19 protein-coding genes are annotated in these 20669 nt (G+C 62.8%); 1 reads left to right on the top strand and 18 read right to left on the bottom strand.

Translation table 11 applies throughout. The features are described 5' to 3' along the window. Window positions 1-120 precede the first annotated feature (120 nt). From J5X93_RS05800 to J5X93_RS05775, 6 genes are all read right to left on the bottom strand, one after another. Window positions 121-759 carry a protein-L-isoaspartate(D-aspartate) O-methyltransferase gene (locus tag J5X93_RS05800; protein ID WP_167358117.1) on the bottom strand — a complete coding sequence of 213 codons (639 nt, stop codon included), beginning with the start codon at window positions 757-759 and terminating at the stop codon, window positions 121-123. Window positions 760-797: 38 nt separating this feature from the next. Next, on the bottom strand, window positions 798-1547 hold the full coding sequence (gene surE / locus J5X93_RS05795; RefSeq protein WP_043208815.1) for a 5'/3'-nucleotidase SurE: 750 nt from the start codon (window positions 1545-1547) through the stop codon (window positions 798-800). After that, window positions 1535-2593, bottom strand: coding sequence for a tRNA pseudouridine(13) synthase TruD (gene truD / locus J5X93_RS05790; protein WP_043208817.1), 1059 nt, complete (start codon window positions 2591-2593; stop codon window positions 1535-1537). Before truD ends, surE begins: the two co-directional genes overlap by 13 nt. After that, a complete protein-coding gene (ispF, locus tag J5X93_RS05785; protein ID WP_043208819.1) occupies window positions 2590-3063 on the bottom strand; it encodes a 2-C-methyl-D-erythritol 2,4-cyclodiphosphate synthase in 474 nt (157 codons plus the stop codon). Before ispF ends, truD begins: the two co-directional genes overlap by 4 nt. A gap of 124 nt (window positions 3064-3187) precedes the next feature. Then, window positions 3188-4042, bottom strand: a complete 855-nt coding sequence (gene fghA, locus J5X93_RS05780) for an S-formylglutathione hydrolase (RefSeq protein ID WP_070572357.1) — start codon at window positions 4040-4042, stop codon at window positions 3188-3190. Window positions 4043-4051: 9 nt separating this feature from the next. Beyond that, window positions 4052-5164 carry an S-(hydroxymethyl)glutathione dehydrogenase/class III alcohol dehydrogenase gene (locus J5X93_RS05775; RefSeq protein WP_043208823.1) on the bottom strand — a complete coding sequence of 371 codons (1113 nt, stop codon included), beginning with the start codon at window positions 5162-5164 and terminating at the stop codon, window positions 4052-4054. Between the two features lie 108 nt (window positions 5165-5272). Here J5X93_RS05775 and J5X93_RS05770 point away from each other — a divergent pair, with 108 nt between their 5' ends. Further along, entirely contained in the window at window positions 5273-6169 is an 897-nt protein-coding gene (locus tag J5X93_RS05770) for a LysR substrate-binding domain-containing protein (RefSeq protein ID WP_043208825.1), read from the top strand. Window positions 6170-6228: 59 nt separating this feature from the next. Here the strand turns inward: J5X93_RS05770 and ispD are convergent, their stop codons facing one another. From ispD to fabZ, 12 genes are all read right to left on the bottom strand, one after another. Beyond that, a complete protein-coding gene (gene ispD / locus J5X93_RS05765; protein ID WP_043208827.1) occupies window positions 6229-6936 on the bottom strand; it encodes a 2-C-methyl-D-erythritol 4-phosphate cytidylyltransferase in 708 nt (235 codons plus the stop codon). After that, complete coding sequence (gene ftsB / locus J5X93_RS05760) at window positions 6933-7214, bottom strand: cell division protein FtsB (protein ID WP_043208829.1); 282 nt, start codon at window positions 7212-7214, stop codon at window positions 6933-6935. Before ftsB ends, ispD begins: the two co-directional genes overlap by 4 nt. Window positions 7215-7371: 157 nt before the next feature. Further along, a complete protein-coding gene (gene eno, locus J5X93_RS05755) occupies window positions 7372-8661 on the bottom strand; it encodes a phosphopyruvate hydratase (protein ID WP_043208831.1) in 1290 nt (429 codons plus the stop codon). 149 nt (window positions 8662-8810) lie between these two features. Then, complete coding sequence (gene kdsA, locus J5X93_RS05750; RefSeq protein WP_043208834.1) at window positions 8811-9656, bottom strand: 3-deoxy-8-phosphooctulonate synthase; 846 nt, start codon at window positions 9654-9656, stop codon at window positions 8811-8813. A gap of 3 nt (window positions 9657-9659) precedes the next feature. Then, on the bottom strand, window positions 9660-11288 hold the full coding sequence (gene pyrG, locus J5X93_RS05745; protein ID WP_043208837.1) for a CTP synthase: 1629 nt from the start codon (window positions 11286-11288) through the stop codon (window positions 9660-9662). A 269-nt stretch (window positions 11289-11557) separates the two neighbouring features. Next, on the bottom strand, window positions 11558-12853 hold the full coding sequence (gene tilS / locus J5X93_RS05740) for a tRNA lysidine(34) synthetase TilS (protein WP_182941639.1): 1296 nt from the start codon (window positions 12851-12853) through the stop codon (window positions 11558-11560). A 148-nt stretch (window positions 12854-13001) separates the two neighbouring features. Then, a complete protein-coding gene (locus J5X93_RS05735; RefSeq protein WP_043208841.1) occupies window positions 13002-13949 on the bottom strand; it encodes an acetyl-CoA carboxylase carboxyltransferase subunit alpha in 948 nt (315 codons plus the stop codon). Between the two features lie 105 nt (window positions 13950-14054). After that, the gene (gene dnaE / locus J5X93_RS05730; protein ID WP_182941641.1) at window positions 14055-17579 is read right to left on the bottom strand and encodes a DNA polymerase III subunit alpha; all 3525 of its coding nucleotides are present in this window, start codon (window positions 17577-17579) and stop codon (window positions 14055-14057) included. 89 nt (window positions 17580-17668) lie between these two features. Further along, entirely contained in the window at window positions 17669-18292 is a 624-nt protein-coding gene (gene rnhB, locus J5X93_RS05725; protein WP_043208846.1) for a ribonuclease HII, read from the bottom strand. Between the two features lies 1 nt (window position 18293). After that, complete coding sequence (lpxB, locus tag J5X93_RS05720; protein ID WP_043208848.1) at window positions 18294-19421, bottom strand: lipid-A-disaccharide synthase; 1128 nt, start codon at window positions 19419-19421, stop codon at window positions 18294-18296. 1 nt (window position 19422) lies between these two features. Next, window positions 19423-20199, bottom strand: coding sequence for an acyl-ACP--UDP-N-acetylglucosamine O-acyltransferase (gene lpxA / locus J5X93_RS05715; RefSeq protein ID WP_043208850.1), 777 nt, complete (start codon window positions 20197-20199; stop codon window positions 19423-19425). Then, a complete protein-coding gene (fabZ, locus tag J5X93_RS05710; protein ID WP_003252314.1) occupies window positions 20196-20636 on the bottom strand; it encodes a 3-hydroxyacyl-ACP dehydratase FabZ in 441 nt (146 codons plus the stop codon). The genes lpxA and fabZ overlap by 4 nt, the downstream gene beginning before the upstream one ends. Between the last annotated feature and the right edge of the window lie 33 nt (window positions 20637-20669).

Genomic DNA, 20669 nt, shown 5'->3' with positions numbered 1-20669 from the left:
AACGAGACAGACCGGCTTGGGTGGCTGGCTCAGGTGCCGCGGCAAGCGCGACGAAACCCCGCACGATAGACAGGTTCGTGGCTGAAGAATTCGTCGACGACGCAAATATTCAGCGCGCCCTCACGCCACCGGACCGTTGAGCAGCGGTACGAAACGCACGGCGCCCAGCACACGACGGGAGAACCCATGTTCCTCGCGTACGATCAACATCAACTGTTGGGACTCGCCGGCAGCGCCCACTGGAATCACCATGCGTCCACCCGGCGCCAGCTGGTCCAGCAAGGCTTGGGGAACCTCCGGCGCCACGGCTGTCACGATGATGCCGTTGTAAGGCGCCAGCGCCGGCCATCCTTCACAGCCGTCGCCCCAACGAAACACCACGTTGCGCAGGTTGAGCTCGACCAGGCGCTCCTTGGCCCGGTCCTGCAGGACCTTGATCCGCTCCACCGAGAACACCCGCTCCACCAGTTGCGCGAGAATGGCGGTCTGGTAACCCGACCCCGTGCCGATCTCCAGGACCTTGTCCAACGGCCCGGCCTCCAGCAGCAGCTCACTCATGTGCGCCACCATGAACGGCTGGGAAATGGTCTGGTTATGCCCGATCGGCAGCGCGGTGTCCTCGTAGGCCCGGTGCGCCAAGGCCTCGTCGACAAACAGATGACGCGGGGTGCGACGGATGACCTCGAGCACTTGGGTGTTCGAGACGCCTTCCTCGTACAGACGCTGGATCAACCGCTCCCGGGTACGCTGGGAGGTCATGCCGATGCCTCGGCGCAGCAGATCGTCCTGTTCACGCATCAGAGCAGATCCTCCACCCAGCCATCGAGACGCTCGAAGGCTTCGTTGAAGGTGCGGTCCAGTTGCAGCGGGGTGATCGACACGTACCCCTGCATCACCGCGTGAAAGTCGGTCCCCGGCCCGCCGTCCTCGGCGTCACCGGCCACGGCGATCCAGTAGCCTTCCTTGCCACGCGGGTTGACCACCTTGGTCGGCGCCGCTGCCCGCGCCCGATGGCCGAGCCGGGTGAGCTGGATGCCACGAATGTGTTCCAGAGGCAGGTTTGGGATGTTCACGTTGAGCACGGTGCGAGGCGGCAGCTCCAGGCGCGACTGGGCTTCAACCAGGCGGCGGGCGATGTAGGCCGCGGTCGGCAGGTTGTCCGGCAGGCGCGACAACAGCGAGAACGCCAGCGATGTGCCGCCCAGGAAGCGCCCCTCCAGTGCCGCGGCGACCGTGCCGGAATAGAGCACGTCATCCCCGAGGTTGGCTCCCAGGTTGATACCGGACACGACCATATCGGGCGTCTCGGGCAACAACCCGTTGAGCCCTAAATGCACGCAGTCGGTGGGCGTGCCGTTCAGGCTGATGAAGCCGTTGGCCAAGGTCTGCGGATGCAGCGGCCGGTCCAGTGTCAGTGAACTGCTCGCACCGCTTTTGTCTTGATCCGGGGCAATCACCACGCACTCGGCGTAGTCCGCCAGCGCAGCATGCAGCGCGGCAAGGCCGGGTGCGGTAACACCGTCGTCATTCGAAATCAGAATACGCATGGGCTGTCCGTCTGCCCTGCCGGCACCAGATCGACGAGCTCGCGCACCACCACGGTGGCGAAGCATCCGGCCGGAAGGACGAATTCCAGTTGCAGGATATCAGGCTCGGGATAATGCCACGTCAGCCCGCCAATAGGGAGCCGCAGGATACGTCGTTCGTGATTCATGCCTGCTCGTGCCAACCACTGGCACAGCGCCAGATGCCGATCGCCGATGGCTGTTTCCAGCATAGACGTATCGCCGCGGGTCGGTGAGACGCCTTCGCCCCAGAGCGGCCCGGTGGGATGCAAGTCAAGAATCGCCAGTCGTGGATCGGTACATTCCTGCTCACCCGCCGGGAAGAAACTGCGGCTTTCTGTGAAGGCCAGCAGATCACCGACCTGCGCTGTGTTCCAACTGCCATTGGCGACACGCGCGGCCAGTACCTGGTTGAACACGTAGCTGCGCGCGGCGGACAATAGCCGCGAGCGGACATTGCGCTGCTCCGGCAACGCGTTTCGCTCGGCCCACTGGCGGGCGTCATGCACGTTGCCGCCCTCGTGGCCGAACCGTTGGCTGCCGAAGTAGTTGGGTACCCCGTGCTGCTTGAGTTGTTCCAGGCGCGCATCGAGGGCTTGGTGATCGGCCGCAAGGGCCGTGAGGCGCAAGGTGAAGCCGTTAGCCGAATGGGCCCCGCGCTGGAGCTTGCGCTGGTGACGCACCTGCTTGAGTACGCGCAGGCTTGCATCTTCGGCACGGGACAGGTCAGGGTCGGCCTTGCCCGGCAGGTGCAGACTGAACCACTGACGGGTCAGGGCCTGCCGGTCCTTGAGGCCGGCATAGCTGATCGAGCGAACCGGCACGCCGGCGGCACGCGCCAGGCGACGGGCCGCTTCCTCGGTGTTCAGGTCACGTTTTTCGACCCACAGCCAGAGGTGCTCGCCCTGGCCAGAGAGGGGAATGTCCAGCACTTCGTCGACCTGAAAGTCCTCAGCCACTGCCTTGAGCACCGCCTGGCCCAAGGAGCCCCCCCAGGCCCGTGGGCCCAGCAGTTCCAGTTCGGTCATGCTGGCAGCAACAGGGCCACCGCATGCACGGCGATGCCCTCCTCACGGCCGGTGAAACCCAGCTTCTCGGTGGTGGTGGCCTTGACGTTGACTTGGTCGAGTTCGACCTGCAGGTCTTCGGCGATCAACTGGCGCATGGTCGGGATATGCGGTGCCATCTTGGGTGCCTGGGCGACGATGGTGGTGTCGACGTTGCCGACCTTCCAGCCCTTGGCCTGAACGATGCCGACCACATGGCGCAGCAGCGCCCGGCTGTCGGCCCCTTTGAACTGAGGGTCGGTATCGGGGAAATGTTTGCCGATGTCGCCCAACGCCGCAGCGCCAAGCAGGGCATCGCTGAGCGCATGCAGCAGCACATCGCCGTCGGAATGGGCCAGCAGGCCGTATTTGTGGGGTATACGCACCCCGCCCAGGGTAATGAAATCACCGTCGCCGAAACGGTGGACATCGTAGCCGTGGCCAATACGCATAAGAAAAAGCCCTGAATGAGTCAGGGCTGGATTCTACCTGCTTTGCTGGATATTGGGGCTGCTTTGCAGCCCCTTTACCGCAGCGACCCCGCTGGTGCGAAGCGGCCGCAAAGAAGCCCCTGGATCAGACCCTGCCCAACGCCACCGCGTGATGGCGCAGGTGTTCATCGATGAAGCTGGCGATGAAGTAGTAGCTGTGGTCATAGCCAGGCTGCAAACGCAGCGTCAGCTCATGCCCTCCCTTGCGCGCCGCCTGCTCCAGCGCCTGGGGCTTGAGCTGCTTCTCGAGAAAGTCATCCCGGTCACCCTGGTCGATCAGCAGCGGCGGGCATTGCCCGGCGGCTGTCTCGGCCAGCAGTACGCTGGCATCCCACTCGCGCCAGCGCGCCCGGTCGTCCCCCAGGTAACGGGAGAAAGCCTTTTCCCCCCACGGGCAATCCATCGGATTGCTGATCGGCGAAAAGGCCGACACCGAGCGATAGCGCCCAGGGTTGCGCAGGGCGCAAACCAAGGCACCGTGCCCACCCATGGAGTGGCCGCTGATACTGCGCAGGTCGGAGGCCGGAAAATGCGCCTCGACCAAGGCGGGCAGCTCCTGCACCACGTAGTCGTGCATGCGGTAGTGCTGAGCCCAGGGCTGCTGGGTGGCGTTGAGGTAGAAACCTGCGCCCAGACCAAAGTCCCAGGCACCATCCGGGTCACCCGGCACCTGCTCGCCGCGCGGGCTGGTGTCGGGGGCAACGATGATCAGGCCAAGCTCTGCGGCCAGGCGCTGGGCGCCGGCCTTTTGCATGAAGTTCTCGTCCGTGCACGTCAGGCCACTGAGCCAGTACAACACCGGCAGTTTCTCGCCCTGCTCGGCCTGCGGCGGCAGATAGACGGCGAACACCATGTCGCAACCCAGGACCTTGGAGGCGTGCCGGTAGCGCTTGTGCCAGCCGCCGAAGCTTTTCTGGCAGGAGATGTTTTCCAGGCTCATGGGCAAACCTCAGAAATGGATCACGCTGCGGATGCTCTTGCCTTCATGCATCAGGTCGAAGGCTTTGTTGATGTCCTCCAGGCCCATGGTGTGGGTGATGAAGGTATCCAGCGGGATCTCGCCTTTCTGCGACATTTCCACGTAGCTTGGCAGCTCGCTGCGACCACGCACACCGCCGAATGCCGAACCACGCCAGACTCGGCCGGTCACCAGCTGGAACGGACGGGTGGAGATTTCCTGCCCGGCGCCGGCGACACCGATGATCACCGACTCACCCCAACCTTTGTGGCAGCACTCCAGCGCCGCACGCATAAGCTGGACGTTGCCTACGCATTCGAAGGAGTAGTCCACACCACCGTCGGTGAGATCGACGATGACTTCCTGGATCGGACGGTCATAGTCCTTCGGGTTCACGCAGTCGGTGGCGCCAAGCTGGCGAGCGATCTCGAACTTGGCCGGGTTGATGTCCACGGCGATGATGCGCGAAGCCTTGGCCTTCACCGCACCGATGATCGCCGACAGACCGATGCCGCCCAGACCGAAGATGGCGACGGTGTCGCCAGCCTTGACCTTAGCGGTGTTGAGCACGGCACCGATACCGGTGGTGACACCGCATCCGAGCAGGCAGACCTTCTCCAGCGGCGCATCCTTGGCGATCTTGGCCACGGAGATTTCCGGCAACACGGTGTACTCGGAGAACGTCGAGGTGCCCATGTAGTGGAACAGTTGCTGGCCTTTATAGGAAAAACGGGTGGTGCCGTCCGGCATCAGGCCCTTGCCCTGAGTGGCGCGGATGGCCTGGCACAGGTTGGTCTTGCCCGAGCGGCAGAATTTGCACTGGCCGCATTCGGGGGTGTACAGCGGGATCACGTGGTCGCCGACAGCGACCGAGGTGACGCCCTCGCCCACGGCTTCGACGATCGCACCGCCCTCGTGGCCCAGGATCGAGGGGAAGATACCTTCCGGGTCGGCGCCCGACAGGGTGTAGGCATCGGTATGGCAGACACCGCTGGCCACCACACGCAGGAGCACTTCACCCGCTTTGGGCATGGCCACGTCGACTTCGACGATTTCCAGGGGTTTCTTGGCCTCGAAGGCAACAGCGGCGCGGGACTTGATCATCAACGGAACTCCAGACAAGGGATGATTGCTTCGGCTCAGTGTAATTCAAGCACTTTTGATGAATAATCCGGCGCAAGTAAAAACATTATTGCCATGCAGGGATAATCAATGAGCAGTCGCTGGGAAGGCATCGACGAATTCGTCGCGGTGGCCGAGTCAGGCCAGTTCACCGCCGCCGCCGAACGTCTGGGTGTTTCGTCCTCGCACATCAGTCGACAAATCGCTCGTCTGGAAGAGCGCTTGCAGACACGGCTTCTGTACCGCAGTACCCGCCGGGTGACCCTGAGCGAGGCAGGGCAGACCTTCCTGCAACATTGCCAGCGCTTGCAGGACGGACGCGAAGAAGCCCTGCGCGCCATGGGCGACCTTGCCAGCGAGCCCAAAGGGCTGTTGCGCATGACCTGCGCGGTGGCTTATGGAGAACGCTTCATCGTCCCCTTGGTGACGCGCTTCATGGCCCTGTATCCGCAACTGCGCGTTGAGGTGGAACTGAGCAACCGCACCTTGGACTTGGTGCATGAGGGAATGGACCTGGCGATACGCCTCGGGCGTCTGCAGGACTCACGCCTGGTGGCTACGCGCTTGGCTCCCCGGCGCATGTACCTGTGCGCCTCCCCCGCCTACCTTGAGCGCTATGGTCGCCCCCACAGCCTGTCGGAACTGACTCGGCACAACTGCCTGATCGGCAGTTCCGACCTCTGGGTGTTGCAGCAGGATGGGCGGGAGTTGAGTCAGCGGGTGCAGGGCAACTGGCGCTGCAATAGCGGGCAGGCCGTGCTGGATGCAGCATTGTTGGGCATGGGGTTGTGCCAGTTGCCGGACTATTACGTACTTGAGCACCTCAACAGCGGTGCGCTGGTATCGCTGCTCGAAGCGCACCAGCCACCGAACACGGCTGTGTGGGCGCTGTACCCGCAGCAAAGGCACTTGTCACCGAAAGTGCGGCGGCTGGTGGACTTTCTGAAGGAAGGGCTGGCGGGGCTGCCAGAGTATCGGCAAAACTGAGGATTCCGATGACCTCTTCACGGGGGCACTTGCGAAGAGGTGGACGCAGGCGTTCGGTTTCAGCGACGGGCGGCCCAGCGCTGGCGCAACCATTCCAGGTCTTCCGGACGGGTGACCTTTATGTTGTCGCTGCGCCCTTCAATCAAGCGCGGCGCCTGACCGGACCATTCGATGGCCGAGGCCTCGTCCGTGACCACCACATCGGAGACCAGGCACTCGGCCAGGGCCCGGTGCAAGGCCCCCAGGCGGAACATCTGCGGCGTGTAGGCCTGCCAGATGGTGCTGCGATCCACCGTGGCACTGACCCGTCCATTGGCATCGGCACGCTTGAGCGTGTCGCGAGCAGGCACCGCAAGTAAACCTCCGACAGGATCGTCGGCCAACTCCGACAGCAACCGATCCAGATCACTGCGTGCCAAGTTCGGTCGCGCCGCGTCATGCACCAGCACCCAGTCGCTGTCCGCCGCCCCTTGGGCATGCAAAAGCAATAATGCATTGAGCACCGAGTCGGCCCGCTCACGCCCCCCGGCCGCACGCTGTATGCGTGGGTCGTTGGCACAGCGTAGGCCAGGCCAGTAGGGATCATCGGCGGCAATGCTGACCACCACGCCCTTGAGCGAGGGGTGGTCGAGAAAACAGTCGAGGCTATGCTCGAGAAGGGTCTGCCCGCCCAATTGCAGATACTGCTTGGGACGATCGGCAGCCATGCGGGCACCGACGCCCGCGGCGGGAATCACGGCCCAGAAAGCCGGTAGCGTCTGCGTCATTTCTGCGGCAACTGGTAGAGGGTTTCACCCTCCTTGACCATCCCCAATTCGTGACGAGCCCGCTCTTCGACGGTCTCCATACCTTTTTTCAACTCCAGAACTTCAGCATCCAGCACGCGATTACGCTCGAGCAGCCGCTCGTTCTCGGCATGCTGTTCGGCGATCTGCTGCTTGAGCTCGGCCACTTGCGCCAGGCTGCCGTTACCCACCCAAAGGCGGTACTGCAGGCCGCCGAGCAGCAGGAGCAGGACGAGAAACAACCAATAGGGACTGCGCATCAAGATATCCAGAGGTAAAAGGCCGCCGCAGCGAGCTTCCAATAGCACGAAGCCTGGCCGAGGCCAGGCTTCGTCGACAGAAACCCGTAAGAGGCGTCTGACAGCTCAGTACGAACGTTCAGACGGCCTCGGCTGCTGCCTTTTTACCATCTCTTGCTCAGCCGCGAAACTCGGCACGACCGCGGTACACGGCCTTGGCGCCCAGTTGCTCTTCGATACGCAGCAGCTGGTTGTATTTCGAGACGCGGTCGGAACGGCACAGCGAACCGGTCTTGATCTGGCCAGCAGCGGTACCGACGGCCAGATCGGCGATGGTGGAGTCCTCGGTTTCACCCGAACGGTGGGAGATGACCGCGGTGTAGCCGGCAGCCTTGGCCATCTGGATGGCTTCCAGGGTTTCGGTCAGCGAGCCGATCTGGTTGAACTTGATCAGGATCGAGTTACCGATGCCCTTCTCGATGCCTTCCTTGAGGATCTTGGTGTTGGTCACGAACAGGTCGTCGCCGACCAGCTGTACCTTGGCACCGATCTTGTCGGTGAGGATCTTCCAGCCAGCCCAGTCGGACTCGTCCAGGCCATCTTCGATCGAGATGATCGGGAAGCGCTCGGTCAAGCCCTTGAGGTAATCGGCAAAGCCTTCGGCATCGAACGACTTGCCTTCGCCAGACAGGTTGTACTTGCCGTCTTCGTAGAACTCGGAAGCCGCGCAGTCCAAGGCCAGGGTCACGTCGGTGCCCAGCTTGTAGCCGGCCTTCTCGACGGCCTCGGCGATGGCGCCCAGGGCGTCTTCGTTGGAGGTCAGGTTTGGCGCGAAGCCACCTTCGTCACCCACAGCGGTGTTCAGGCCACGAGCCTTGAGCACGGCTTTGAGGTGGTGGAAGATTTCGGTACCCATGCGCAGGGCATCGGAGAAGGTCTTGGCGCCAACCGGCTGAACCATGAACTCCTGGATGTCGACGTTGTTGTCGGCGTGCTCGCCGCCGTTGATGATGTTCATCATCGGAACCGGCATGGAGTACTGGCCTGGGGTGCCATTGAGGTTGGCGATGTGTGCGTACAGCGGCAGGTCCTGATCCTGGGCAGCAGCCTTGGCGGCAGCCAGGGAGACGGCCAGGATGGCGTTGGCGCCCAGCTTGGCCTTGTTCTCGGTACCGTCCAGTTCGATCATGGCGCGGTCCAGGGCCTTCTGGTCGGCCGGGTCCTTGCCCAGCAGCAGGTCGCGGATCGGGCCGTTGATGTTGGCAACAGCCTTCAGCACGCCCTTGCCCAGGTAACGGCTCTTGTCGCCATCACGCAGCTCCAGCGCTTCACGCGAGCCGGTGGAAGCACCGGACGGCGCGCAGGCGCTGCCGATGATGCCGTTGTCGAGCAGTACATCGGCTTCCACGGTGGGGTTGCCACGCGAATCGAGAACTTCACGACCTTTGATGTCGACGATTTTTGCCATTGTTGTAAGCACTCCAGAATTGACGAAAACAACGCAGCTAAGGAAATCTGGGCGTTCGCCAGGCAGTTCGGAAACGGGCAGGCCTGGCGAAGGCGACCCCTGACCGTTCGGTCAGGGGTGAGGGCGGTACTTTACCGGAGAAATGAGCTTTACGCGGTCTCTACCGTCGGAAAACTTTTCACCAGGTCGTCCAGTTGCTTGAGCTGGGCCAGGAACGGCTCCAGCTTGTCCAGGCGCAGGGCGCAAGGACCATCGCACTTGGCGTTGTCCGGGTCCGGGTGGGCTTCCAGGAACAGCCCGGCCAAGCCTTGGCTCATGCCGGCCTTGGCCAGGTCGGTGACCTGGGCGCGACGACCACCGGCGGAATCGGAGCGACCGCCCGGCATCTGCAGGGCATGGGTCACATCGAAGAACACCGGATACTCGAACTGCTTCATGATGCCGAAGCCGAGCATGTCCACGACGAGGTTGTTGTAGCCGAAGCTCGAACCACGCTCGCAGAGGATCAACTGGTCGTTACCGGCTTCTTCGCACTTGGTCAGGATGTGCTTCATTTCCTGAGGCGCGAGGAACTGAGCCTTCTTGATGTTGATCACGGCGCCGGTCTTGGCCATCGCCACGACCAGGTCGGTCTGGCGCGACAGGAAGGCTGGCAGCTGGATGATGTCGCACACCTTGGCGACGGGCTCGGCTTGGTAGGGCTCGTGCACGTCGGTGATCACCGGCACCTTGAAGGTCTGCTTGATCTCTTCGAAGATCTTCAGCCCTTCTTCCATGCCCGGACCACGATAGGAGTTGATCGACGAACGGTTGGCCTTGTCGAAGCTGGCCTTGAACACGTAAGGGATACCGAGCTTCTCGGTGACCCGCACGTAGGCTTCGCAGACCTTCAGGGCCAGGTCACGGGACTCCAGGACGTTCATGCCGCCGAACAGGACGAACGGCTTGTCGTTGGCGATCTCGATGCTACCGACGCGAATGATCTTCTGGGTCATGGATCAGGCCTTGTTCTTCTGGGCCAGGGCCGCCTTGACGAAACCACTGAACAGCGGGTGGCCGTCACGTGGGGTCGAGGTGAACTCGGGGTGGAACTGGCAAGCGACGAACCATGGGTGGTCCTTGGACTCGACCACTTCAACCAGCGCACCGTCCTCGGAACGACCGGATACCACCAAGCCTGCCTCGACCAGCTGTGGCAGCAGGTTGTTGTTCACTTCGTAGCGGTGGCGGTGACGCTCGGTGATCACATCCTTGCCATAGCAGTCATGGACCTTGGAGCCGGCCGCCAGCTGGCAGTCCTGAGCACCCAGGCGCATGGTGCCGCCCAGGTCGGAAGCTTCGGAACGGGTCTCGACCGCGCCGGTGGCATCGGCCCATTCGGTGATCAGGCCGACGACCGGGTGGCCGCTGTTGCGGTCGAACTCGGTGGAGTTGGCGTCTTTCCAGCCCATCACGTTACGTGCGAACTCGATGACCGCGACCTGCATGCCCAGGCAGATGCCCAGGTACGGCACCTTGTTTTCGCGCGCGTACTGGACAGCGGTGATCTTGCCTTCGACGCCGCGCAGACCGAAACCGCCCGGGACGAGAATGGCATCGGCGCCTTCGAGCAGGCTGGTGCCCTGGTTCTCGATGTCTTCGGAGTCGATGTAGCGCAGGTTGACCTTGGTGCGGTTCTTGATGCCCGCGTGGCTCATGGCCTCGATCAGCGACTTGTACGCATCCAGCAGTTCCATGTACTTGCCGACCATGGCGATGGTGACTTCATGCTCAGGGTTCAGCTTGGCATCGACGACCTGGTCCCACTCGGACAAATCGGCGCTGCTGCACTGCAGGCCGAAGCGCTCGACGACGAAGTCGTCCAGGCCCTGGGCATGCAATACACCTGGGATCTTGTAGATGGTATCGACGTCTTGCAGAGAGATCACCGCACGCTCTTCGACGTTGGTGAACAGGGCGATCTTGCGGCGCGACGACGCGTCGACCGGGTGGTCGGAACGGCAGATCAGCACGTCCGGCTGCAGGCCGATGGAGCGCAGTTCCTTGACCGAATGCTGGGTCGGTTTGGTCTTGGTCTCGCCGGCAGTGGCGATGTAAGGAACCAGGGTCAGGTGCATCAGCATGGCGCGCTTGGAACCCACTTCGACGCGCAGCTGGCGGATCGCCTCGAGGAACGGCTGCGACTCGATGTCACCGACGGTGCCACCGATCTCGACCAGGGCAACGTCGGCATCGCCGGCGCCCTTGATGATGCGACGCTTGATCTCGTCGGTGATGTGCGGGATGACCTGGATGGTCGCGCCCAGGTAGTCGCCACGGCGCTCCTTGCGCAGCACATGCTCGTAGATACGGCCGGTGGTGAAGTTGTTGTTCTGGGTCATGGTGGTGCGGATGAACCGCTCGTAGTGGCCCAGGTCGAGGTCGGTCTCGGCGCCATCGTGGGTGACGAACACTTCACCATGCTGGAACGGGCTCATGGTGCCGGGGTCGACGTTGATGTACGGATCCAGCTTGAGCATGGTGACCTTGAGCCCCCGCGCCTCCAGGATGGCCGCCAAGGAAGCCGAGGCAATGCCTTTCCCCAATGAAGAAACAACACCGCCCGTGACGAATATGTAGCGCGTCATGAAAAACCCTAGAAGTCTGCGTTAAAGCGGTCAGCGCCGCCGGAGAAAGCGAAGGAAGGCCGAAGCCCCCGATCACCTGCGTCAATCACAGTGCATCTCGAACAACTGCCGCGTCTGTACAAACCAGGGATATCCCCGGCATGGAGCTCGCTCGTCATTTTAAGAATCAGCCCAGCAAAAAACTGCTTGGTAATCGGCAACTGCTGTGTTTTCGAGGAACCCACAGAAGCTGTATCAAGAAGGGAGGGTAGTCTACCGGAATGTACCCTTCAGCTCAAACCTTGCACGCTCGTCGGCGGCCGCCAATGCAACTGGATACCGCCCTGCCCTGCCAGCGGCAGGTTGGCCACTGCCAGCAGGCGCTCGCCCTGCCACAGCAGTGGTAAACGCGAGCGCACGAAATGCGGGACTTGCAGCTCGTTCAGCAAGCGCTTGAGGTCACGACGGCCCCGTCCTGGCACCTCGAGCATCTCGCCGCCCTGACGGTAGCGCACCTGCACCTCACCTGGCGGACAATCACCCTGCACGGACACGCAACCATTACCGGGTAACGTCAGAGGCACGCTTGGGTCCGCCCAGGCCAGAACGCCCTGGACCGGCACCAGCCATTGACCCTTCAACCACCAGATGCGCCCATGACTGCGCTGCAACTCACCATCGCCCAGCCGCCACACCGGCTGGGCATCGACGACTGCGTCACGCAGGCTGTCCCAGCCGGCCCAATGACGGGCGTCGGGTAACCGAGTCCGACGGCTCAACCAATATTGCAGGGCATTTCGCTGGCGCGCTGGCGATAATGCCTCAAGCGCGGCCAGATCGAGAGAGTCCAGGCCGAGCCAGGCAAACGGTGCCCCTTGTGCGGCTCCCGCCAGATCATCTGCCGCCAGCTCGTCCAGCAAGCCCAGGGCCTCGCCCAAATGCCCAGCACTGCGGGCAAGATTGCTCGCGGCCTGAGGCCAACGATGATTCAGCACAGGGAATACCTCGCCGCGCAGGTAGTTTCGGGCATAGGTGGTATTGGCGTTGGAGGGATCCTCGATCCAGCAAAGCCCCTGTGCATTGGCCTGCGCGAGCAACTGCGCCCGCCCGACCGCCAGCAGGGGCCGGGCCAGCCACCCCTGCCCCAGGGGGCGTGCTGCCGGCATGGCCGCCAGCCCGCGCAGTCCGGCACCGCGCAACAGACGAAAGAGCAAGGTCTCGGCCTGGTCCTCGCGGTGCTGACCTGTGAACAGCACCTCCCCAGCCCCGAGCACTTGCGCGAATGCGGCATAGCGGGCATCCCGGGCCGCCTGTTCCAGGCTGGCACCGGGCGTGACCTGAACATGGATGACCTGGAGCTCGAGACCCAGCCCATCACAGATCGACTGGCAATGTTGCGGCCAATCATCAGCAGCGGCTTGCAGGCCATGATGGATGTGCACGGCGCGCAGTGGCGGGGCGCGATGACGACGGGTGTAATCGGCCAGCAGCTGCAGCAGGACGGTGGAGTCGAGGCCGCCGGAGAAAGCGACGTACCAGGCGGGGGCATTGAGCCAGGGGGAAAGTTGAGCGGTGAGGTTGATCATCAGGACCTCACATGACGGAGGATCATCGCAGATGCTTCGCGCCCCTTTCGCGAGTGAACCCGCTCCCACAATAGCACTGCGATCTAGGGCAATGCCGTCGTGGAAGGAGCGGGTTTATCCGAAGATAGGCGCGACGCCCCCGAATGGGTCAGACGCCGTAGCTCATCAGGCGATCGTAACGACGGGCCAGCAGCGCATCGTGATCGAACTTGCCCAGCATCTCGAGCTGCTCGACCAGGTCGGCACGGATGCTTTCGGACATCTTCGCAGGGTCACGGTGGGCGCCGCCCAGAGGCTCGCTGATGACCTTGTCGACGATGTTCAGGCTCTTCAGGCGCTCGGCGGTGATGCCCATTGCCTCGGCAGCATCGGCAGCCTTGTCGGCAGTCTTCCACAGGATCGAGGCGCAGCCTTCCGGCGAGATCACCGAGTAGGTGGAATACTGCAGCATGTTCAATTGGTCGCACACGCCGATGGCCAGCGCACCACCGGAACCGCCCTCACCGATGACGGTGGCGATGATCGGGGTCTTCAGGCGTGCCATTACCCGCAGGTTCCAGGCGATGGCCTCGCTCTGGTTGCGCTCCTCGGCGTCGATACCAGGGTAGGCACCCGGGGTATCGATGAAGGTCAGGATAGGCATCTTGAAGCGCTCGGCCATTTCCATCAGGCGGCAGGCCTTGCGGTAGCCTTCCGGACGCGGCATGCCAAAGTTGCGGCGCACCTTTTCACGCACTTCACGGCCCTTCTGGTGACCGATGACCATGACCGGCTTGCCGTCCAGGCGCGCGGTACCGCCGACGATCGCAGCATCGTCAGCGAAGTGACGGTCGCCGTGCAGCTCTTCGAACTCGGTGAAGATGTGGTCGATGTAGTCCAGGGTATAGGGACGACGAGGGTGACGGGCCAGACGGGCGATTTGCCAGCTGGTCAGGTTGCCGAAGATGCTTTCGGTCAGGGTATTGCTCTTGTCTTGCAGACGGGCAATTTCATCGCTGATGTTCAGCGAATTGTCGTTGCCCACCAGGCGCAGCCCTTCGATCTTGGCTTGCAGGTCGGCAATCGGCTGTTCGAAATCGAGGAAATTCGGGTTCATAGGCATCCGTCTTGGGTCTACGGCCAGGCGGCCGGCCGGTTGATCCGTTTGGCGCCCTACCTTAAGGGATCAGGCGCATTCAGGTCGAGATTAAAATTCGTCGGTTCAGCGGTATTGCAGGAAGACGTTCTCACGTCCGAACTGGTCACGCAGCGCTTGAATCAGGCCGTCGGCGGGATCGATCGACCACTCGTCGCCAAACTGCAGCATCGCCCGCGCCTCGCTCCCGGTGTACTCCAGGGTGATCGGGCAGCCACCGCGATGACGGGTGATCAGCTCGCCCAGCCAGGCCAGTCGGTCGCCCTTGAGGGCCTCGTGGGCCACCTTCAGGCGCAGACTCTCGGCCAGCTTGGTGCGGGCATCCTCCATGGTCATCACCTGCTTGACCCGCAGGCGCAGGCCGCCGGAAAAGTCGTCGTGACTGACCTCTCCTTCCACCACCACCATCGCATCCGTCTGCAACAGGGCCTGAGCCGCCATGAACGCATCGGCAAACAAAGAAGCCTCGATACGCCCGGAACGGTCGTCGAGGGTGACGAAGCCCATCTTGTCGCCTTTCTTGTTCTTCATCACCCGCAGCGCAATGATCATGCCTGCCACGGTCTGGGTGTCGCGGGACGGCTTGAGATCAATGATGCGCTGGCGCGCGAAGCGGCGAATCTCGGTCTCGTACTCGTCGATCGGGTGGCCGGTCAGGTACAGGCCCAAGGTGTCCTTCTCGCCCCGCAGACGCTCCTTCAGGGTCAGCTCGCGCACCTTGCGGTGGTTGGCGTAGACGTCGGAGTCCTGTTCGACGAACAGGCCGCCGAACAGATCCACGTGACCGCTGTCGGCAGTACGAGCGATCTGCTCGGCAGCCTTGATCGCCTCCTCCAAGGCCGAAAGCAGCACCGCACGGTTGCGGTCGATGTTGGCCTGATAAGCCTTGATTTCGTCGTGGAAGTACGGGCCCAGGCGGTCAAGCGCGCCACTGCGGATCAGCGCATCGAGCGTTCGCTTGTTGATACGCTTGAGATCGACGCGCTCGCAGAAGTCGAACAGGTCCTTGAATGGCCCGCCCTCGGCACGCGCTTCGACGATGGCCTCGACCGGGCCCTCACCGACGCCCTTGATCGCCCCGAGCCCATAAACGATGCGGCCATCGTCGTTGACCGTGAACTTGAAGTCGGAGTTGTTCACATCCGGCGCGTCCAGGCGCAGCTTCATGCTGCGCACTTCTTCGATCAGCACCACCACCTTGTCGGTGTTGTGCATATCCGCCGACAGGACCGCAGCCATGAAAGGCGCCGGGTAGTGGGTCTTGAGCCAGGCTGTCTGATAGGACACCAGGCCATAGGCGGCCGAATGGGACTTGTTGAAACCGTAACCTGCGAATTTCTCCACCAGGTCGAAGATGTTGCCCGCCAGGTCTGCATCGATACCGTTGTTGGCGCAACCTTCGATGAAGCCGCCGCGCTGCTTGGCCATTTCCTCGGGCTTTTTCTTACCCATGGCGCGACGCAGCATGTCGGCGCCGCCCAAGGTATAGCCGGCCATGACCTGGGCGATCTGCATCACCTGTTCCTGGTACAGGATGATGCCGTAGGTCGGCGCCAGTACCGGCTTGAGGCCTTCGTACTGGTAGTCCGGGTGCGGGTAGGCCAGCTCGGCGCGGCCGTGCTTACGGTTGATGAAGTCATCCACCATGCCCGATTGCAGCGGGCCGGGGCGGAACAGCGCCACGAGTGCGATGAGGTCTTCCAGGCAGTCGGGCTTGAGCTTCTTGATCAGCTCCTTCATACCGCGCGATTCGAGCTGGAACACGGCCGTGGTCTCGGCCTTTTGCAAAAGCTCGTAGGTCTTCTTGTCGTCCAGCGGGATGAAGTCGATGTTGACGTCGGGCAGGCTCTTCTTGGCCTGCTCGCGGTTGATCGTCTCCATCGCCCACTTGATGATGGTCAGGGTACGCAGGCCGAGGAAGTCGAACTTCACCAGGCCCGCAGCCTCGACGTCATCCTTGTCGAACTGGGTCACCAGGCCGCCACCCTCTTCATCACAGGCGATCGGTGAGAAGTCAGTGAGCTTGGTCGGCGCGATCACCACGCCCCCGGCGTGCTTGCCGGTGCCTCGGGTAACGCCTTCGAGCTTCAGGGCCATGTCCCAGATTTCGCGGGCATCCTCGTCGCTCTTGAGGAAGTCGCGCAGGATTTCTTCCTGCTCGTAGGCCTTCTCCAGAGTCATGCCCACTTCGAACGGGATCATTTTCGACAGGCGGTCGGCCAGACCATAGGACTTGCCCTGGACCCGGGCCACGTCCCGCACCACCGCCTTGGCCGCCATGGTGCCGAAGGTAATGATCTGGCTGACTGCATTACGCCCGTAGGCCTCGGCCACGTAGTCGATCACCCGGTCGCGGCCATCCATGCAGAAGTCGACGTCGAAGTCGGGCATGGAAATACGTTCTGGGTTGAGGAAGCGCTCGAACAGCAGGTCATAGGCCAGCGGGTCGAGGTCGGTGATCTTCAACACATAAGCCACCAGCGAGCCCGCACCCGACCCTCGGCCAGGCCCCACCGGCACCCCGTTGTTCTTGGCCCACTTGATGAAGTCCATAACGATCAGGAAGTAACCGGGGAAGCCCATCTGGATGATGATATCCAGCTCGAACTTCAGGCGGTCCAGATAGACCTGGCGCTTCTCTTCGTAATTGGGCGTGGTCTCCTTGGGCCAGAGCACCGCCAGGCGCTCTTCCAGGCCTTCGTGGGAGACGTGACGCAGGTAGTCGTCGATGCCCATGCCGTTGGGCGTCGGGAAATCGGGGAGGAAGTACTTGCCCAACTGCACGGTGATGTTGCAGCGCTTGGCGATTTCCACGGTGTTGGCGATGGCGTCCGGCAGGTCGCTGAATAGCTCGGCCATTTCCTCGGCGGACTTGAGGTACTGCTGGTCGCTGTAGGCACGGGGCCGGCGCGGATCGTCGAGGGTCCAGCCCTCGCCGATGCAGACGCGGGTCTCGTGGGCGTCGAAGTCGGACTGCTTGATGAAACGCACATCGTTGGTCGCCACCAAGGGCGCACCGAAGCGGTCGGCCAGCGCCACGGCGGCATGCACGTACTCTTCGTCACCGCTGCGATTGGTCCGCTGCACCTCGACGTAGAAACGGTCGGGGAACATGCCCATCCAATCGCCAAGCAGCGCCTGAGCCTCGTCCTGGCGCCCCGCCATGAGCGCCATGCCGATGTCGCCTTCCTTGCCAGCGGACAGCGCGATCAGCCCTTCGCTGGCGGGGGCGATCCACTCGCGCTGGATGATCACCAAGCCGTTGCGCTGGCCTTCGGTCCAGCCGCGGGAAATCAATTCCGTGAGGTTGCGATAGCCCTTGGGGTTCATGGCCAGGAAGCAGATCCGCGAGAGCGGCGCTTCCGGGTCGCTGCCAGCCAGCCACAGGTCGGCACCACAGATCGGCTTGATGCCGGCGCCCATGGCGGTTTTGTAGAACTTCACCAGGGAGCACATGTTGCTCTGGTCGGTAATCGCCACCGCCGGCATGTTCATTCCGGCCAGTGCCTTGGCCAGCGGCTTGATCCGCACCAGGCCGTCGACCAGCGAAAATTCGGAGTGCACGCGAAGGTGAACGAAGGAAACCGACATGGAAAATCCTATAGCAGTGCCAGACAACAAGAGCGGGATTGTAGCGTAAAAGCCATGAAAGTTTGGGGCCGCAAAGCGGCCCCAATCGATCAGATCAAAGAGTCGGTGATGCCCTCACGGGCCTCCCACGCCGCGCGCACCGGGGCGAAGGAACGCCGATGTATCGGCGTCGGCCCCAGACGCGCCAACGCCTCAAGGTGCACAGGCGTCGGATACCCTTTGTGCCCGCCGATCCCGTAGCCCGGATAGATCAGCTCGAACGCGCTCATCTCACGATCACGGGTGACCTTGGCCAGGATCGAGGCAGCCGCGATGGCCGGCACCTGGGCGTCCCCTTGAATCACAGGCGCCGCCGGCACCGCCAGCTTGGGGCAGCGGTTGCCATCGATCAGGGCGAGCTTGGGCGTGATGCTCAGCCCCTCGACCGCACGCTGCATGGCCAGCATCGTGGCCTGGAGAATGTTCAGTCGGTCGATTTCCTCGACCTCCGCCCGGGCAATGCAAAAGCTCAAGGCTTTTTCGCAGATCTCGTCGAACAGCGCTTCACGCTTGGCCTCGGTGAGCTTCTTCGAATCGTTGAGGCCAAGAATCGGCCGCTGCGGATCGAGAATCACTGCCGCGGTGACCACCGCCCCGCAGAGCGGGCCGCGACCAACTTCATCGACACCGGCGACCAACTCCTCGACCAGGTTGAAATCCAGCCCCATTTGCATCCTATCGGTCTCCCAGCAAGGCCAGCACCGCCTCGGCCGCCTGGTTGGAGGCGTCACGACGCAGGGTGCGGTGGATCTGGTCGAAACTTTCGGTCTGCTGCGCGCCGTTGCTGATCAGCGGTGCCACGGTCTGGGCCAAGGCTTCACTGGTGGCGGCGTCCTGCAGCAGCTCCGGCACCAGCAGGCGCTGGGCCAGCAAGTTGGGCAGCGACACGTAGGGGCTCTTCACCATGCGCTTGAGAATCCAGTAGGTCAGCGGTGCCAGGCGATAGGCGACCACCATAGGCCGCTTGTACAGCAGCGCCTCCAGGGTCGCGGTACCTGAAGCGATGAGCACCGCGTCGCAGGCTGCCAGGGCCTGGTGCGAGCGGCCATCGAGCAGGGTCACCGGCAGGTCGCGGCCCTGCAGCATCTGCTCGAGCTGGGCGCGTCGCGCCGGGTTGGCGCAGGGCGAGACGAAACGCACGCCCGGCACCAGCTCACGCAGACGCTGGGCCGTATCGAGGAACAACTCGCCCAGCCGGCCGACTTCACCACCACGACTGCCCGGCATCAAGGCCACCAATGGCCCCTCGCCCGCGCCTATGGCCTCACGGGCGGCCTGACGGTCGGCTTCGAGCGGGATCGTGTCCGCCAGCGGATGGCCGACGAAGCGCACCGGCACGCCCTTCTCTTCGTAGAATTTCGCCTCGAAGGGGAACAAGGTGAGCATCAGGTCGCAGCCTTCGCGGATCTTGAGCACACGCTTCTGCCGCCAGGCCCAGACAGAAGGGCTGACGTAATGCACGGTCTTGATCCCGGCCTGACGCAGCTTCAGTTCGATATTGAGAGTGAAATCCGGCGCATCGATGCCGATGAACACGTCGGGCTTTTCGGCGATGAGGGTGCTGATCAGTTCCTTGCGGCGCTTGAGCAGCTCGCGCAAGCGCCCGAGCACCTCGACCAACCCCATGACCGCCAGGCGCTCCATGGGGAAGTAGGACACCAGACCCTCGGCCTCCATCAAGGGACCGCCGACGCCAATGAAACGAACATCGGGATGGCGCGCCTTTAGCGCGCGCATCAGACCGGAGCCGAGAATATCGCCGCTGGCCTCACCCGCGACCAGCGCCACGCAAAGCTGGGCCATGTCAGCGGGTGATGCCGCGGGCGGAACTGAGAATCGACTGACGGAACAGTTCGACCTCGGGGTATTGGGAAGCAAGCTCGCCCAGCTCGTTGAGCGCATCTTCCACGGTCAGGCCGTGGCGATAGACGATCTTGTAGGCGCGGCGCAGGGCGTGGATGACTTCGTCACTGAAGCCCCGACGGCGCATGCCCTCGAAGTTCATGCTGCGTGCCTCGGCAGGGCTGCCGAACACCGTGACGAAAGCTGGCACGTCCTTGCCGATGGCCGTCCCCATGCCAGAGAAGGCATGGGCACCGATATGGCAGTACTGATGGACCAGGGTATAGCCGGACAGGATCGCCCAGTCACCCACGTGCACATGGCCGGCCAACGCAGTGTTGTTGACCAGGATGCAGTGGTTGCCGATGACGCTGTCATGCCCGATATGGGCATAGGCCATGATCAGGTTGTGGTCGCCCAGCGTGGTTTCCGAGCGGTCCTGAATGGTGCCTCGGTGAATGGTCACGCCTTCGCGGATCACATTGTGGTCCCCGATCACCAGACGCGTGGGTTCGCCCTTGTACTTGAGGTCAGGGGTATCTTCGCCGATGGAAGAGAACTGGAAGATACGGTTGTGCTTGCCGATGCGGGTCGGACCTTTGAGCACCACATGAGGTCCGATGACGGTGCCCTCGCCAATCTCCACGCCTGGGCCTACGATCGACCAGGGGCCCACCTCGACACCGTCGGCAATCTTGGCCGACGGATCGATGATCGCCCGAGGATCAATCGAACTCATAGGGAGCGTTCCGCGCAAGTGATCTCTGCCGAGCAGACCGGCTTGCCGTCGACCAGGGCGCGGCACTCGAACTTCCAGATCATGCTCTTACGGCTGAGGAACTTGGCTTCCAGCACCAGCTGGTCGCCTGGCAGCACCGGCTGGCGGAAGCGCAGCTTGTCGGAGCCGACGAAATAGTAAAGAGTGCCGTCCGCCGGCTTGGCATCGAGCATCTTGAATCCGAGAATCCCGGCCGCCTGGGCCATCGCCTCGATGATCAGCACGCCCGGCATGATTGGATGCGCCGGGAAGTGGCCATTGAAGAACGGCTCGTTGATGCTGACATTCTTGTAGGCACGAATGCTCTGGGCCTCGAAATCCAGATCCGTGACCCGGTCCACCAGCAGGAACGGGTAACGGTGAGGCAGGTATTCGCGAATCTCGTTGATGTCCATCATTTCGGGGGGAAGCCTGTAATAAGAATAGGGAGC

It is taken from the genome of Pseudomonas sp. BYT-1 (assembly GCF_023611805.1).
In the GTDB taxonomy this organism is placed as follows: Bacteria; Pseudomonadota; Gammaproteobacteria; order Pseudomonadales; family Pseudomonadaceae; genus Aquipseudomonas; species Aquipseudomonas guariconensis.
Note: the sequence above shows the minus strand (reverse complement) of the source record. Positions and strands in the feature narration are given on the sequence as shown.

Excerpts from the sequence above, each read along its gene's own strand:
- J5X93_RS05800 (WP_167358117.1), bottom strand. The coding sequence starts at position 759 with ATGACCTCCCAGCGTACCCGGGAGCGGTTGATCCAGCGTCTGTACGAG.
- surE (WP_043208815.1), bottom strand. The coding sequence starts at position 1,547 with ATGCGTATTCTGATTTCGAATGACGACGGTGTTACCGCACCCGGCCTT.
- truD (WP_043208817.1), bottom strand. The coding sequence starts at position 2,593 with ATGACCGAACTGGAACTGCTGGGCCCACGGGCCTGGGGGGGCTCCTTG.
- ispF (WP_043208819.1), bottom strand. The coding sequence starts at position 3,063 with ATGCGTATTGGCCACGGCTACGATGTCCACCGTTTCGGCGACGGTGAT.
- fghA (WP_070572357.1), bottom strand. The coding sequence starts at position 4,042 with ATGAGCCTGGAAAACATCTCCTGCCAGAAAAGCTTCGGCGGCTGGCAC.
- J5X93_RS05775 (WP_043208823.1), bottom strand. The coding sequence starts at position 5,164 with ATGATCAAGTCCCGCGCCGCTGTTGCCTTCGAGGCCAAGAAACCCCTG.
- J5X93_RS05770 (WP_043208825.1), top strand. The coding sequence starts at position 5,273 with ATGAGCAGTCGCTGGGAAGGCATCGACGAATTCGTCGCGGTGGCCGAG.
- ispD (WP_043208827.1), bottom strand. The coding sequence starts at position 6,936 with ATGACGCAGACGCTACCGGCTTTCTGGGCCGTGATTCCCGCCGCGGGC.
- ftsB (WP_043208829.1), bottom strand. The coding sequence starts at position 7,214 with ATGCGCAGTCCCTATTGGTTGTTTCTCGTCCTGCTCCTGCTGCTCGGC.
- eno (WP_043208831.1), bottom strand. The coding sequence starts at position 8,661 with ATGGCAAAAATCGTCGACATCAAAGGTCGTGAAGTTCTCGATTCGCGT.
- kdsA (WP_043208834.1), bottom strand. The coding sequence starts at position 9,656 with ATGACCCAGAAGATCATTCGCGTCGGTAGCATCGAGATCGCCAACGAC.
- pyrG (WP_043208837.1), bottom strand. The coding sequence starts at position 11,288 with ATGACGCGCTACATATTCGTCACGGGCGGTGTTGTTTCTTCATTGGGG.
- tilS (WP_182941639.1), bottom strand. The coding sequence starts at position 12,853 with ATGATCAACCTCACCGCTCAACTTTCCCCCTGGCTCAATGCCCCCGCC.
- J5X93_RS05735 (WP_043208841.1), bottom strand. The coding sequence starts at position 13,949 with ATGAACCCGAATTTCCTCGATTTCGAACAGCCGATTGCCGACCTGCAA.
- dnaE (WP_182941641.1), bottom strand. The coding sequence starts at position 17,579 with ATGTCGGTTTCCTTCGTTCACCTTCGCGTGCACTCCGAATTTTCGCTG.
- rnhB (WP_043208846.1), bottom strand. The coding sequence starts at position 18,292 with ATGCAAATGGGGCTGGATTTCAACCTGGTCGAGGAGTTGGTCGCCGGT.
- lpxB (WP_043208848.1), bottom strand. The coding sequence starts at position 19,421 with ATGGCCCAGCTTTGCGTGGCGCTGGTCGCGGGTGAGGCCAGCGGCGAT.
- lpxA (WP_043208850.1), bottom strand. The coding sequence starts at position 20,199 with ATGAGTTCGATTGATCCTCGGGCGATCATCGATCCGTCGGCCAAGATT.
- fabZ (WP_003252314.1), bottom strand. The coding sequence starts at position 20,636 with ATGATGGACATCAACGAGATTCGCGAATACCTGCCTCACCGTTACCCG.